This is a genomic window from Rhizobium sp. TRM96647 (assembly GCF_025780115.1).
Classification (GTDB): domain Bacteria; phylum Pseudomonadota; class Alphaproteobacteria; order Rhizobiales; family Rhizobiaceae; genus Mycoplana.
Map to the genome: position 1 here is coordinate 82,217 of NZ_JAOXHF010000008.1, position 14,449 is coordinate 96,665.

At 65.6% G+C, this 14,449-nt stretch carries 14 protein-coding genes and 1 tRNA gene; 5 read left to right on the forward strand and 10 right to left on the reverse strand.

Going from position 1 to position 14,449, the window contains the following annotated elements; translation table 11 throughout:
- Positions 1 to 4 precede the first annotated feature (4 nt).
- The 3 genes from tig to OCK02_RS16065 form a co-directional block, all read right to left on the reverse strand.
- A complete protein-coding gene (gene tig / locus OCK02_RS16055) occupies positions 5 to 1,486 on the reverse strand; it encodes a trigger factor (RefSeq protein WP_263813936.1) in 1,482 nt (493 codons plus the stop codon).
- A gap of 393 nt (positions 1,487 to 1,879) precedes the next feature.
- Positions 1,880 to 1,964, reverse strand: a tRNA-Leu gene (locus tag OCK02_RS16060).
- Positions 1,965 to 2,020: 56 nt separating this feature from the next.
- Positions 2,021 to 2,788 carry a sulfotransferase gene (locus tag OCK02_RS16065; protein ID WP_263813937.1) on the reverse strand — a complete coding sequence of 256 codons (768 nt, stop codon included), beginning with the start codon at positions 2,786 to 2,788 and terminating at the stop codon, positions 2,021 to 2,023.
- A gap of 215 nt (positions 2,789 to 3,003) precedes the next feature.
- Here OCK02_RS16065 and OCK02_RS16070 point away from each other — a divergent pair, with 215 nt between their 5' ends.
- The 4 genes from OCK02_RS16070 to trmFO all read left to right on the forward strand — a co-directional run bounded on the left by OCK02_RS16070 (position 3,004) and on the right by trmFO (position 6,094).
- Complete coding sequence (locus tag OCK02_RS16070; RefSeq protein ID WP_263813938.1) at positions 3,004 to 3,219, forward strand: hypothetical protein; 216 nt, start codon at positions 3,004 to 3,006, stop codon at positions 3,217 to 3,219.
- 707 nt (positions 3,220 to 3,926) lie between these two features.
- Complete coding sequence (locus OCK02_RS16075; RefSeq protein WP_230804310.1) at positions 3,927 to 4,070, forward strand: DUF1127 domain-containing protein; 144 nt, start codon at positions 3,927 to 3,929, stop codon at positions 4,068 to 4,070.
- 335 nt (positions 4,071 to 4,405) lie between these two features.
- The gene (locus OCK02_RS16080; protein WP_230804308.1) at positions 4,406 to 4,549 is read left to right on the forward strand and encodes a DUF1127 domain-containing protein; all 144 of its coding nucleotides are present in this window, start codon (positions 4,406 to 4,408) and stop codon (positions 4,547 to 4,549) included.
- Positions 4,550 to 4,678: 129 nt separating this feature from the next.
- A complete protein-coding gene (trmFO, locus tag OCK02_RS16085; RefSeq protein ID WP_263813939.1) occupies positions 4,679 to 6,094 on the forward strand; it encodes a methylenetetrahydrofolate--tRNA-(uracil(54)-C(5))-methyltransferase (FADH(2)-oxidizing) TrmFO in 1,416 nt (471 codons plus the stop codon).
- Between the two features lie 4 nt (positions 6,095 to 6,098).
- On the opposite strand, the gene OCK02_RS16090 is transcribed toward trmFO, so the two are convergent.
- The 5 genes from OCK02_RS16090 to yajC all read right to left on the reverse strand — a co-directional run bounded on the left by OCK02_RS16090 (position 6,099) and on the right by yajC (position 10,921).
- Positions 6,099 to 6,554, reverse strand: coding sequence for a hypothetical protein (locus OCK02_RS16090; protein ID WP_263813940.1), 456 nt, complete (start codon positions 6,552 to 6,554; stop codon positions 6,099 to 6,101).
- A gap of 118 nt (positions 6,555 to 6,672) precedes the next feature.
- Positions 6,673 to 7,566, reverse strand: coding sequence for a phytoene/squalene synthase family protein (locus OCK02_RS16095; RefSeq protein WP_263813941.1), 894 nt, complete (start codon positions 7,564 to 7,566; stop codon positions 6,673 to 6,675).
- A gap of 38 nt (positions 7,567 to 7,604) precedes the next feature.
- A complete protein-coding gene (locus OCK02_RS16100; RefSeq protein ID WP_230804300.1) occupies positions 7,605 to 7,991 on the reverse strand; it encodes an Mth938-like domain-containing protein in 387 nt (128 codons plus the stop codon).
- Between the two features lie 2 nt (positions 7,992 to 7,993).
- Positions 7,994 to 10,495 (reverse strand): protein translocase subunit SecD, encoded by a 2,502-nt coding sequence (gene secD, locus OCK02_RS16105; protein WP_263813942.1) that lies wholly within the window; start codon positions 10,493 to 10,495, stop codon positions 7,994 to 7,996.
- Between the two features lie 90 nt (positions 10,496 to 10,585).
- Entirely contained in the window at positions 10,586 to 10,921 is a 336-nt protein-coding gene (gene yajC, locus OCK02_RS16110; RefSeq protein WP_230804296.1) for a preprotein translocase subunit YajC, read from the reverse strand.
- A 192-nt stretch (positions 10,922 to 11,113) separates the two neighbouring features.
- On the opposite strand from yajC, the gene OCK02_RS16115 reads away from it, so the two are divergent.
- Positions 11,114 to 11,983, forward strand: a complete 870-nt coding sequence (locus OCK02_RS16115) for an ATP-binding protein (RefSeq protein ID WP_263813943.1) — start codon at positions 11,114 to 11,116, stop codon at positions 11,981 to 11,983.
- A gap of 115 nt (positions 11,984 to 12,098) precedes the next feature.
- Here OCK02_RS16115 and OCK02_RS16120 read toward each other — a convergent pair whose 3' ends face one another.
- Positions 12,099 to 13,622, reverse strand: coding sequence for a peptidoglycan DD-metalloendopeptidase family protein (locus tag OCK02_RS16120; protein WP_263813944.1), 1,524 nt, complete (start codon positions 13,620 to 13,622; stop codon positions 12,099 to 12,101).
- A gap of 176 nt (positions 13,623 to 13,798) precedes the next feature.
- The gene (locus tag OCK02_RS16125) at positions 13,799 to 14,419 is read right to left on the reverse strand and encodes a biotin biosynthesis protein BioC (RefSeq protein WP_263813945.1); all 621 of its coding nucleotides are present in this window, start codon (positions 14,417 to 14,419) and stop codon (positions 13,799 to 13,801) included.
- Positions 14,420 to 14,449 lie beyond the last annotated feature (30 nt).

A 14,449-nucleotide genomic window follows, 5' to 3' on the forward strand; every position in this document is an offset into this window, starting at 1 on the left:
AAGATTACCCGGCGCTGTCGTCCGCAGCCTTCTTCTTGGCCGGAGCCTTCTTCTTCGGAGCAGCGGCCTCTTCGCCTTCGGCAGCGTCTGCCTTGGCGGCGGCCTTCTTCTTCGGAGCCGCCTTCTTGCCTTCGGACTTGCCATCCTCGGCTTCGTCTTCAGCCAAAAGCTCTTCCTTGGAGACGGTCTTGTCGGTGACGGCGACCTCGGTCAGCAGGTGATCGACGACCTTCTCCTCGAAGAGCGGCGCACGCAGCGAAGCCGAAGCGCCGGGCGTCTTGCGGAAGTAGTCGAGGATTTCCTTCTCCTGGCCCGGGAACTGGCGCAGCTGCTCGAACAGCGAACGCTGCATTTCCTCGTCGGAGACCTCGACGCCGGCCTTCTCGCCGATTTCGGAGAGGACGAGACCGAGGCGGACGCGGCGCTCGGCGAGCTTGCGGTATTCCTCGCGGGCTTCTTCCTCGGTGGTGTCCTCGTCGGCAAAGGTCTTGCCGGCCTGCTGCAGGTCGGTGTTGACCTGGCGCCAGATGTTTTCGAACTCGGCGTCGACCAGGCGCTGCGGCGTGTCGAACTTGTACATCTCGTCCAGCTGGTCGAGGATCTGGCGCTTGACCTTCTGACGGGTGACCGAGCCGTACTGGCTCTCGATCTGGCCGCGGACGACTTCGCGCAGGCGGTCGGCGGATTCCAGGCCGAGCTTGCTGGCGAGTTCGTCGTCGATCTTGACGTCGGCCGGGGCTGCAACGTCCTTGACCTTGATGTCGAAGGTGGCTTCCTTGCCGGCGAGGTGGGCGGCCGGGTAGTCGGCCGGGAAGGTCACGGTGATGACCTTCTCGTCGCCGGCCTTGACGCCGACGAGCTGGTCCTCGAAGCCGGGGATGAAGCGGTTGGAGCCGATGACGAGTTCGGCGTCCTCGTCCTTGCCGCCGTCGAAGGCTTCGCCGTCGACCTTGCCGAGGTAGTCCATGGTGACGCGGTCGCCGGTGGCGGCCTTGCCCTTCTTCGTCTCGTAGGAACGCGCGCTCTCGGCGATCTTGAGGATCTGCTCCTCGACTTCCTTGTCGTCGATATCGACGACTTCGCGGGTGATCTTGATGCCGGAGACATCCTTCAGCGCGATGGCCGGGATGACTTCATAGGACAGCGTGAACTCGAAATCGGCCTGCGCTGCGAGGATCTTCTCGGCCTCGGCCTGGTCCTCGGTCATCGCCACTTCCGGCTGGGTCGCCGACTTCTCGCCGCGCTCGGAGAGAATCGTCGTCGGGCGCTCGCGGATGATCTCGTTGACGAGATCGGCCATGATCGACTTGCCGTAGACCTTCTTGAGATGGGCGACCGGCACCTTGCCCGGACGGAACCCGTTGATGCGAACGCGGTCCTTGGCCTCGGCCAGGCGCTCGTTCATCTGAGCTTCCATGTCCTTTGCGGGGATGACGACCTTGAGTTCGCGCTTCAGCCCTTCAGCGAGCGTTTCGATAACCTGCATGTTCAAACCTTCATTTCGATCTGGCGGTGCCCCGGCCGGAAACCGGCTCTCTTGGCGGGCACCCCTCCGGGTCCATTTGCCGGGAGTGGCTTTACTGTCATCGGTGGCCTTTTGGCAAGCAAAATGGCGCTATGGCACCTGTTCCGTCCCATCGAATGCGCTCCGACGGACTTCCAGGCCCCCATTCCATATCCGCGTCCGCATTGCGCAGTCAGACGGCAGCAGCACATCATCACCAGCGCGCCGGTCGGCATCCGAGCCTGAGGGAACGGACCCTCGCGCCCTGCGGCATCAAACTTTCAAACTGGGCCGTTCGTGAGGAAACACGAATTCGGCAGCCATATAGTGTCACAATCGGCACGCCTTGTCACAAGCACGGCACGCTTTCGTGACTGGTGCGGGTGGAGGGACTTGAACCCCCACGCCTTGCGGCGCTTGGACCTAAACCAAGTGCGTCTGCCAATTCCGCCACACCCGCATCGGGGGCTGTATGTCACGCCCCCCGGTTAACGGTCAAGAAGCCCTCTGGCAGTCCTAGGCGGCTTTCGTAGTCCCGCGCTTTGAGGCCAAGCTGGTGTAAAATTCATGCAGGAGCGGGGTAACTTCGACGTAGGCTTTCTCCTCGTCGGTCAGTTCCGTCCTCTTGTTCTTCGTGAACTTCTCGGCCTCGTTGGCCTTTTTGCTGGGGTCAATCAGGTTCAACCAGGCGTCCACCGAGGAGAGCCCCAGGAACTCCCCAAGTTCCCTCAGCGGGCCCACGCCGTCAGTCTTGAGGCGCTCCAAGGGAAATACGAAGACCTGATCCCCACGCTCGATGGCCTTCCGCGCGGAACCCAAAGCCGCCAGATAGTTCTTTGCGGTTGACTGGATGGTCTTCTCTGGCCAGCGGGAGACGCAGGACAGGTGGTATGGTGCAAACTCGCGGATACAGAGGACGAACTTGGGGTTACCATAGACTGCCCCCAGCGCTTCCAACCGGTTGACGGCGGCGGGGAGTTTGAACCCCGTGAAAATTGCCTTGTGTCTGTCGGACCGCATGGACTTGTCAGGGCGCTTCTGGGTGGCGGCGATGATATCCTCGAACAACGCCACGCGGGACTTGTCCCACACCCGGGACCACTTGACGTGGCCCGGGCGCTTGTAGTCGGCTGCGGCGTCGGTCATGAATCTAAGCGCATGGTCGAGGACCCGGGACGGAATCTCACCCTGAATGGCGACCTCCGGGTGCTTGTTCAACGCGTCGGTTAGGAAGCGGGTGCCGGTGCGCGGGGGTCCGGCGATGACGATATGCTGTCTCGACATGCAAAGCTCCTGTTCGGTTTTGTGCTCCCCATACCTGCTCATAGGCGGTGGCGCAAGCCGTTGCAACGCGCCCGATTCGCGCCTTGTCAATCGATGCGCGAGGTATCACGGACGGAGCAGAGATGAAGAGAAAACGGCACGAAAATCCCGCTGTCTGATGACGTTTTCACGATTGACCGACATATGCCTTTGAAAACTGGCCTCCGAAGAGGCAAATGCGGGCGATCATCGGCGGATATGGGCGCATGCCGGCCAACCGGAGGGACATGCAGGCAGCGCATATCATCCATGCCTATATTGCACTGCACAAAACCGATTTGTCCGACTATATTGCAATCATCGGATCGGGAATGATCCGAAACAGAGAGATCAGGGCGCAGACATCTTCTGCTGACCGGCTCTTGAAAAAGTGGAAGCGACCTACCACCTGAACCTTGGTTCAGAAAAGGTCCGGCAGCCGAAAGGCCGCTGACAGAATTCGGGCCGGCGCACTCCTCCTCCCAGCGCCTGTCCGATACGATTGGCAACATCTCCTCCTCCCAGTTGCCAATCATCCCAAATGACGCCCGCCGGATCTCCTCCCCCGGCGGGCGTTATTGCGTTTGGGGATCGGCTCCTTCTATCGACCCCCGCGATACAGTGAAAAATCAACGTCTTGGCGGGCGTCTTTTGCGTAAATATTATGCATTTGCACGCGTAGGCGGCCTGCCGTTTGGGCAAGCCATCCGGTTCTTGCATGCGTGATGTTCGGCATGGGCGCTTCACTGCGTCCGGGCCCGGCGCTATAACTTAGCCATCAATCGGGCGCGGCACTCCTCCTCCCAGCCGGCCCCGATGCGATTGGCGACACTCCTCCTCCCAAGTTGCCAATCAGGATCGACGCCCGCCGGACCTCCTCCCCCGGCGGGCGTTGTATTTTCCCGATCGTCCGACATGCCTGTGAGCCGACCGGAGCCCGAATCGGGTGCTCAATTCCTAGTCAGTCTTTTCATGGGTTTTTTACTTGACATGCACAGATCGCATGACTGCCATTCGGCTTTATCTCTGTAATGCAGGCCTCCGGCGTCGTATATACGGGTCATCAGATGAACGCCGGCGCTGATTGGAAATGCCGGCCCCACCACGAAGGGTAACGGACATGAACATCTCCCGCTCGTTCAACACCTGGCGCAAGTATCGTCAGACCATCACCGAACTCGGCCGCATGAGCGACCGCGAACTGAATGACCTCGGCATCGGCCGCTCGGACATCCGTCGCGTCGCCCGCGAAGCCGTCCGGTAATACGCCGACCCCGTCAGGTCCGGCCAAACGCCTTCCGGAGAGATCCGGGGGGCGTTTCTTTTTGTGGCGATGGCTTAAGCGCATGGAGCGGATGCGATCGCCCCATACGGTCCCCAAAAGGCGGTGCGCAGCCGGTACGCAACGGCGGCCGGCGGACTGCCGGAGGCGCTGTTTTTCAGGCACTGCGCAGGAATGCACAGTATTTGTCCAGCTAATTGCACAATTGCATAGCAGCTGCATTTTCTTTGCACTGCATCATGATCGGGAGAAGGAGTAAAAGGGTCTCAACAAACGAGGACGACGCCGTCCCGTCCAACGCTTCCAGGAGACCTGCCATGAACCCGATCCGCCTTGCCAAGAACTGGCTCAGCTACCGCCGCACCCTCAACGAGCTCGGCAACCTGTCCACCCACACGCTGTCCGACATCGGCCTGACCCGCCACGACATCCGCGGCATCGCTGCCCGTTCCTTCCGCTAAGCGGACCCCGCGCCGGTTACGGCGTGATGTTGACGGACGACCGCGACAGACGCTTCAAACGGCACCATTCGGTGCCGTTTTCGATTCCGGCGATTGGAAGCGCCGGCCCTGCATGATATGCACCCGCCCATGACCAACCAGACCTCCCCCTCTCCCATCCATATCGTCGGCGGCGGACTTGCCGGCAGCGAGGCTGCCTGGCAGATCGCCGAGCGCGGCATCCCGGTGGTGCTGCACGAAATGCGCGGCGTGCGCGGTACGGATGCGCACAAGACCGACGGCCTTGCCGAACTGGTCTGCTCGAACTCCTTCCGTTCAGACGACGCCACCAGCAACGCCGTCGGCGTGCTCCATGCCGAGATGCGGCTCGCCGGCTCACTGATCATGCGCGCCGCAGACGCCAACCAGGTTCCGGCCGGCGGGGCGCTGGCGGTGGACCGCGAGGGCTTTTCTGCCGCGGTGACCGCCGCGGTCGAAGGCCACCCGCTGATCACCGTGGCCCGCGAGGAGATCACGGGCCTGCCGCCCGAGGACTGGGACCAGGCGATTATCGCTACCGGTCCGCTGACCGCGCCGGATCTCGCAGCCGCGATCCAGCAGCGCACCGGCGCCGACGCGCTCGCCTTCTTCGACGCGATCGCGCCGATCGTGCACACCCATTCGATCGACATGGACATCTGCTGGTATCAGTCCCGCTACGACAAGGTCGGGCCGGGCGGCACGGGCAAGGACTACATCAACTGCCCGATGGACGAGGCGCAGTACAATGCCTTCATCGACGCGCTCATTGCCGCCGACACCACGGGCTTCAAGGAATGGGAGGGCACGCCCTATTTCGACGGCTGCCTGCCGATCGAGGTGATGGCGGAGCGCGGGCGCGAGACCCTGCGCCACGGCCCGATGAAACCGATGGGGCTGACCAACGCGCACAACCCGACCGTCAAGCCCTATGCCGTCGTGCAGTTGCGCCAGGACAATGCGCTTGGCTCGCTCTACAACATGGTCGGTTTCCAGACGAAGCTGAAATACGGGGCACAGGGAGAGATCTTCCGGATGATCCCGGGGCTGCAGAATGCGGAATTCGCGCGGCTCGGCGGACTGCACCGCAACACCTACCTGCAATCGCCGGCCCTGCTCGATCCGTCGCTGACGCTGAAGGGCCGCCCGGGCCTGCGGTTCGCCGGGCAGATCACCGGCTGCGAAGGCTATGTCGAGAGCGCCAGCATCGGCCTTCTCGCCGGCCGGTTCGCCGCTGCCGAACGGCGCGGGGAAAAGCCGGCGCTGCCGCCCGCCACGACCGCCTTCGGCGCCCTGCTGAACCACATCACCGGCGGACACATCCTGTCCGACGACGAGCCGGGCAAGCGTTCCTTCCAGCCGATGAACATCAATTTCGGCCTGTTTCCCGACCTCGCACCAGGTTCGATCGTCAGGCCGGAAGGCGCCAAGCGCTTCCGGGGCAAGGACAAGGCGCTGGCCAAGAAGCAGGCAGTGTCGGCACGCGCGCTGGAAGACTGCTGCCAGTGGCTGGCATCGGCCCCTTGAGGGCTCAGCCGTCGCGCTGAAGCGTGCGCGGCGCCTCCTCGATGCCGGCCGTGGGCAGCAGGCTGCCGAGCAGCCAGAGCGAGACCTCGGCCGCCTCGCCGCTGGTGGCGAACTCGAAGCTGCCGTTCTCGTGCGGATTGTCGTTGAACTCGATGGCGAGTCCCTTGCCGCTCGGGCTGTTGTGCACGAGCACGCCGCCCGGCTCGATCAGCAGGCAGGTGAAACGCGATCCGCGGGCGCGCATGCAGCCGACCTTGCCGTCATGCAGCCGCAGGAAGATCGCATCGCCGCCGGCGGTGGTGACGACCTCCCGGATCGCCTCGTTCGGAAAGACCCGGCCGAACTCGACGATGGCAAGCCCGGTGTCGTCCGCCCCGTTCCTGCGATCACTGCGACGCTGTGTCCGCAAATAGACATAGACGGCCAGGACGAGGCAGGCGATCACGACAGTCCAAATCATTGCAGGTCCTCCCGCGGGTCATCGAATGCGCCCTGTCTAGCCTGCGTAGCTTGCGCCAGTTTGACGCCGTGCCCGGCAGCGCCTTCGGCCGACCGCTTCTCTTCTCCCCGGGCCGACGTCAGAAGCGGCCGGTGCGCAGGGTCTTCCACATCCACCATTGCCGCCGCCATTGCGCCGGCAGCAATGCGTGCTCCAGCGCATCGGCGCCTGCCCGTTCGGCGCGGTCGAAGACATGGCGCGCCAGCGCCACGGGCAGGAAGGCGGCACGGTTTGCCGGGGCGATGCCGCCGGCTGCTTCCGCCTTCTTCAGGTGCTCGCGGCCGAGCCCGGCGAAAGCCTCAACAGCGCGGGCGGCCCGCTCGCGGTCGTGGCCTGCGATCAGCGCTTCCGCATCCAGGCCGGTGGCGGCCAGGAGGTCGCCAGGGATATAGACCTGGCCGCGCCGCCGGTGGACCGGCAGCAGCAGCAGCATGCCCGCGATCGCCTGCGCAACGCCGGCATGGCCGGCCGCGGTCGCCGATTGCGCGGCCCCTTGCGGATCGAGGACGAGGCTTGCAAGCTGGATCAGCGCCGAGGCGGTCTCGCCGGCATAGCCCTCCAGCGCCGCCCGGTCCGGCATCGGATCGTCATAGAGGTCGAAGATGCGCGCCTCGATCATGTCCGTCAGGACGGCGACCGGCAGCCTGTGCTCGGCGACGCAGCGCAGCAGGCCGGCTGCGAGCGGATTGGCGCTCGCCTCGCCTGCCGCCGCATTGCCCTCCAGCGCATCGCGCCACCATTGCAGCCGAATCTCGCCGGGGAGCGGCTCGTGCACCACGTCGCGCACGCGGGCGATCTCCGCATTGAAGGCGTAGAGGGCGGCCAGTGCACCCCGCTTTTCGGCGGGCGCCAGCAGGCAGGCGAGATAGCGGTCGCGATCGGTTTCGCGCAGCGCCGCCAGGCAATGGGCATAGGGATCGGCAGCGGGAGCCTCGGGGGCGCGCCCTGCTGCCGGGGTTTCTTTCGGGTGCATCGGATCTTCCGGACTGGGCATTGGCTGACGGCTGCGGATCAGACTGCGATCAGGGCCGCGGCGACGGCGCGCGATTCGGCCAGCATGACGTTGAAGGTGCGGACTGCGGCACCCGTGGACATCGGATCGGAGCGGACCTGGCGTTCGCGCAGGGCGGCGCGCACTTGCGGCGAAAGCGGCCGGATCTCGGCGCCCGTGCCGACCAGCAGCACCTCGATCTGTTCCGCTTCCGCCAGCACGCGGGCAAGGTCCTCCGCCGACAGGTCGCTCGCGTCGGTCTTGTCCCAGCCGTAGATGCCGGAGGGCAGGCAGAGGATCGATCCGCGATGCGACATATCGGCAAAGCGGAAGCCGCCATTGCCATAGGCGTCGATCGGGGCCCTGCCCGGAAAATGCGCCTGTCGTATCTCTATGCCCTTGGCCATGTTCATGCCTTCGCAGCCGGGCTGCCGCCGCCCTTGAGACGATAGCGGTCCGGCCTCAGGCGGAACAGGATGAGGACCGGACCGGCAATATAGATAGAAGAGAACGTGCCCACGGCAATGCCGAAGAACATCGTGACTGCAAAGGCGCGAACGCTCTCGCCGCCGAAGACCGTCAGCGCCAGCAGCGCGATCAGCGTGGTCGCCGCCGTCAGCACGGTGCGCGACAGCGCCTGGCTGATCGAGGCGTCGATCAGGAGCGGCAGCGGCATCTGCCGGAACTGCCGCAGGTTCTCGCGAATGCGGTCGTAGACGACGATCGTGTCGTTCAGCGAGTATCCGACGATCGTGAGCAGGGCCGCGATACTGCCGATGTTGAACTCCATGCGGGTGACGGCGAAGAGCCCGATGGTCAGGAGAAGGTCATGGGCGGTGGCGATCACCGCGCCGATCGCGAATTGCCACTCGAAGCGGATCCAGATGTAGCCGATCAGGGCCGCGAGTGCGAACGCCATGCCGAGCGTCGCGGCCGAGATCAGATCGCCGGAGACCGAGGGGCCGACGACCTCGACGCGGCGGATGTCGAAGTCCGGTTCGAGTTCGCCGCGCGCGACCAGTGCCGAGGTCTGCTCGGCGTTCTCGCCGCCGCCCTGCGGCGGAATGCGGACCGTGGCGGTGGCGGGATCGCGGCCCGAACGGACGGTGACGTCGCCGAGGTTGGCTTCCTCGAGGCGCGCGGCGATCGCTGCGGGATCGGCGACGCCCTGCCGGCTCTGGACCTGCAACTGCGCGCCGCCGGTAAAGTCGATGCCGAGATTGAGGCCGTTCAGCGCCACCAGGAGGGCCACGGCGAGCGAAACCACCGCCGTCCCGGCAAAGGTATAGTTGCGGATCGCCATGAAGGGCAGGTGCAGGCTGGCGAACAGGCCAGTGCGGACGCTGCGCGGCAGATGGGTGATCCGTCTCAGGCGCACCCAGCGCCAGGCGAGCCAGCGGGTCAGCGTGAAGGCCACGGAGAGCGTCGTGAGGATGCCGATCCCGACGGTGACGGCAAACCCGCGCATCGGCATCGAGCCCAGGAAATAGAGGACGAGGACGGCGATCATCGTGGTGACGCCCGCATCGACGACCGTCGAAAACGCGCGCGTGAACCCCGCAGCCAGCGCCTCGGGAAGCGGCTTGCCGCCGGCGACCTCCTCGCGCATGCGCTCGTAGATCAGGACGTTTGAATCAACCGCCATGCCGATGATCAGCACCAGGCCGGCGATGCCCGGCAGGGTGACGGCCGTTCCGGTGAGGGCGAGCACCGCGACCACCAGCATCAGGTTGAACAGAAGGGCGATGATCGCGATGACGCCGAAGGCGCCGTACCAGAAGATCATGAACAGGGCGACGGCGATGCCGGCCGCCACGACCGCGGTCAGCGCAGCACGGGCCGAGGCGTTGCCGAGCGCGGGCTCGATCGAGCGCTCCTCGACCACGGTCAGCGAGGCCGGCAGGGCGCCGCTGCGGAGAACGACGGCCAGGTTTTCGGCGCCGGCCGCATCGAAATCGCCGGAAATCTCGCCGCGACCGTCCACCAGCGGACCGGCGACGATGAAGGCGGCCAGCACCTGATCGTCGAGCAGGAGCGCCAGCGTGCGGCCGACATTGGTCGCCGTCGCCTCGGCAAGACGCCGGGTCGCATCGGGTCCGAGCTGGTAGACGACGGTCGCGTTGCCGCCATCGCCGCCGGACAGCACTTCGGCAGAGACGACGTCGCGCGAGGTGAAGATGCTGGCGCGGCGGACCAGATAGCCGACCGGCGGCTCGCCCAGCGTATAGACGACCTGCGTGCCGGGCGGCGGGCCCTGTTCGAGCGCCTGCTGAAGGGAGACGCCGGTTTCGACCAGGCTCGCCGAAAACTGGCCACGCTGGTCGAGAACGTCCTTCAGCCGCTGGGGATCGTCATATCCCGGTACCTGCAGCGCGATGCGGCCGGGGCCGGCCTGTTCGACGACCGCGTCCACCCCGCCCGCGCCGGCAACGCGCTGGCGGACGACCTCGACCGCGGCGGCGGTCGCCTCGATCCCGGCTGCGGCGACCGATTCCGCTGTGATAGCGAGACGGATCTCACCGCCCGCCTCCGGCGCGCCCAGGCGCGTACCGGCGATCGCGGCAAGGGCTGCGCGCGCATCCTCGACACGGGCGCCGTCCGTGACGCGCACGACCACGTTCCGTCCGGTGCCGGACAGGCCGGCATAGGGGATCTGGGCACTGCGGAGCGTCTGCCCAACCTCATTGACGACAGCCAGCAGCCGGTCGTTTTCCACGTCGTCGCGCTCGATCTTGACCACGAGCCCGGCGCCGCCGCTGAGATCCAGGCCGGACGTCAGCCGCAGCGAGGAGAGCCAGCCCGGCAGGGCCGATCTCTGCGCATCCGTCAGAACGGTGGGCAACAGAACAAGAAGGCCCGCCACGACGGCGAGCCAGGCAAGCAGGGTTTTCCAGCGGGCGGGTTGCAGCATAGCCATCTCGAAATGCCCGGCACGCTGCCGGCAGACCATCCAGGCGCCATCCGGCGGGAGCCCCAGGGGCCGCCGGATGGCAGGACCATACTATTCCTTGACCGGCTCGCCCTTGACGCGGACCTCGGAGACGCCGCTGCGAACGACGCGGACCTTAATGCCCTCGGCGATCTCGACTTCGAGTTCCTTGTCGTCGATCACCTTCGTCACCTTGCCGACGACACCGCCGCCGGTCACGACCTGGTCGCCGCGGCGGATGTTCTTCAAAAGCTCCTCACGGCGCTTCATGGCGGCGCGCTGGGGGCGGATGATGAGGAAATACATCACCACGAAAATCAAAAGGAACGGCAGGACGGACATCAGAAGATCCGCACCACCCGCGGAAGCAGCCGGCGCCGTCTGGGCGAAAGCCTCGGTAATCAACATTCAAAAACTCCTCGAAACTGGAAGCCGGGGGATGCATTTCCACCCGCGACAGTGGGCGCGACTATAGGCAAGACCGGCCTGAATGCAACATTCGAGCCCGGATTCTGCCGGAAATTCAGGGTTTTCTCTCTTTTCGGCCGGACCTTGCCATGCTACCGCCCATAGGGTCAGACAACGGGATGGAGCAGGCACGTGCAGGATGAACAGATTCGGTCGCTGTTGAAGGAAATCACCGGGCTCAGGGCGGCGATCGAGCGGCTGGCGGGACCGGCACCGGCCGAGAACGACTGGGGTGCCGCCGACTGCTTCGTGTGGGTTCCGGCGCGGCACTATCTCCAGCCGGTGGCGAGGCCCAACCGCGTCGACATCGACCTCATCGTCGGCGTGGACCACGTCCGCGACATCCTGCTCGACAACACGCTGCGCTTCGCCAAGGGGCTGCCGGCCAACAACGTCCTGCTCTGGGGCGCCCGCGGCATGGGGAAATCCTCGCTGGTGAAGGCCGTACACGCCAGCGCGGCGGCGACCACCGAAACGGCACTGAAGCTCGTCGAGGTGCACCGCGAAGACATCGCGACCCTTCCGGCGCTGATGGAGATCCTCAAGGAAGCGCCCGCCTCCGTCATCGTCTTCTGCGACGACCTCTCCTTCGACCATGACGACACCTCCTACAAGTCGCTGAAGGCAGCGCTCGACGGCGGCGTCGAGGGCCGGCCGGACAACGTGATCCTCTACGCCACGTCGAACCGGCGGCACCTGCTTCCCCGTGACATGATGGAGAACGAGCAGTCCACGGCCATCAATCCTTCCGAGGCGGTAGAGGAGAAGGTCTCGCTTTCCGACCGGTTCGGCCTGTGGCTGGGTTTCTACAAGTGCAGCCAGGTCGATTATCTGGCGATGGTCGACAGCTATGCCGACCATTTCGGCCTCGAAGGCGACCGCGACGCGATCCATGCCGACGCCCTCGAATGGGCGACGACCCGCGGCTCCCGCTCCGGCCGCGTCGCCTGGCAGTTTATCCAGGACCTCGCCGGCCGCATGGGCAAGACGCTCGGCCGATAGACGGCGCGGGCCCCGGTGAAACGCCGGATAGCTTTCACCCGATTGCCCTGAACGCAGGAAAGCCGCCCCGTTGCCGGCGCGGCTTTTCCTGGCATCCGATGTCGTGGCCGCCCGGCTATTCGAGATAGGTCATCGGGTTGACGGCGGAGGCGTTCTTGCGGACTTCGAAGTGCAGCTTCGGGCGGGTGGCGTTACCGCTCATGCCCGACGATGCGAGCGTCTGGCCGCGCTGGACCTTCTGGCCGCGCTGGACGTTGAGGCTGGAAGCGTGGCCGTAGACGGTCACGGTGCCGTCGTCATGGCGAACCAGAACGGCGTTTCCGAGTTCCTTCAGGCTGCTGCCGGAGTAGATGACGACGCCGTTTTCGGCAGCCTTGACCGGGGTGCCTTCGGGAACGGAGATGTCGATGCCGTCGTTGCGGCTGCCTTCGACATTCGAACCGTAGCCGGCGATCACCGCGCCGCGGACCGGCCAGCGATACTTGCCGATGCCGGTCGATTCGGGGGCTGCCTCGGTGATGTCCGTCTTGGTCTCGATCTCGCTCAGCGTCTGCTTCTTCTCGACCGGCGCATAGGCCTCGGCCTTTTCCGTCACAGGTGCGGCGGTCTTCTTCGGATCGGGCAGCGACGCGGTCATCGTGCCGTCGGTGGCGGGCCTGGAGGCGGCGGGGATGTGCAGCTTCTGGCCGACCCGGATCGAGGCCCCGTTCAGGCCGTTCGCCTGCTTCAGCGCATCGACCGATACGCCGTTCCTGGAGGCGATCTTGGCGAGCGAATCGCCCGGCTGAACCTCGTAGCCGCCCTCCGGCTTGCCGTCGCCGCCGGCTGCGACCTTGCCCTTGCCGGCCTCGCCGGCCGCCTTGTCGCGGTTCTTGGCGGAATTCGGGAGAATGGCGACTTCGGCGCCGGTGTCCTGCGTGTTGCCCGGCCGCTTGCCGTTCGGATCCAGGGCCGTGTCGATCGACGCCTTTGCGGCGCTGCGCGCAGTGCCGAAGACGGGAATGGTGATCTTCTGGCCGGGTTCGGCGGCGGCGGCGGTCTTCAGGCCATTGGCCTTCAGGATCTCCTTCTCCGGCACGCCGTAGCGGGTCGACAGCGTCTTGATGCTCTCGCCCGACCGCAGCATCACGACCGGCGCATTGGCAGTCGACCAGCCATCCGTGCGCTTCGGCGCGGGGGCCGCGGCACGGGCCGGAGGCTCGACCGCGTCCGAAAGCGTCGGCGCCGCATTGGCGGGAATCGGCTGGGCCATGGCGACTTCACGCCCGGCGGACGCGGGGGCCGCAGAGGGCTCCGACAGCGTGTTGCGCTGGACCGACATCGGCGTGCTGGCGCGGCGCACGCCAGAACCGTCCGCGGTCTCCATGGGCATCGGCGCATTGGACACCGTACCCTGGGAGGCATAGCCCTGATTGGCGGCCACAGCGCCACCGGCGCCGCTGACATCGCCGCGCGGCACATAGCCGACATTTCCCCCGCTGCGCGGGATGGAGCCTGTCGTCATGTCGTCGGAAGAGGAGAACAACCCACCGAAGCGGGTGGCGTCGGAACTGCAGCCGGTTGCCACACCGGCCAGCAACACCGCCACGAGGACCCGTGGTGCGGTTCTAGCAAAACGCGGCGATACACTCTTACGCATGTCAAACTACCCAATCGAAACACAACCAACTGCCGTGCAATGATTAAAGCGCGTTAGAGTTACCGCCCGGTTAAGACCGCTCCCGCCGATGCTCATTCTTGAGATGTTGATAACCATGCGATGCCCGCCCGGCTGCAGAAACGGGAGGGATGCAAGGCAGGATTGCGGGTCGAGTTCTAGAAACTGGCGAGGTACATCGAGGTGGCGCGGGAGGCGCCGATCGCGTGGAAGGCTTCCGCGCCCCTGAGGCCCGCGGTCGCGGCGGCCATCTGCGGCACGTCGCGGTGCAGGGTGTCGACGCTCGCAAGAATCGTGTCGATCACCGCCGGGGCCTCGCCGGCCGTGTCGTCGTCCATCGCCTTTTCGGCATAGGCCAGCGAGCGAAGGGCGGAGACGGCGATCTGCCGGCTTCCGGCGTAGCGCGGGCTCGACTGGTCCTGTGGCTGGAGCCTGTCGTAATATTCGATATAGGCGCGATAATAGCTCTTCATGTCGCCTTCCTCGCGGAAGTGGCGGAAGGCCTTGTACTCGCGGTCCTCGAGCGCCTGCGATACCACGTTGTTGCGCTCGTCTTCCGACAGGGCGGGAAGGCTCTGGGTGTCACGCGAGGCGCTGAGGATGAGCAGGGCCTCGACGGACAGCGACACCCGATCGGACGGATCATGATTGCCTGCCGTGAAGGCGCTCGGGCGCGTTGCCTCGACCGCATCCTCGCTGGTCCGCCCGGCGGCGCGGGCTGCGAGATTTGCGAGGCTGTCCTGTGTCGCCGTCCCGGCGATCCTGTTCGAGATTTGCATGCCCATCTCCCTCGGCGGCGAGATTGCCCA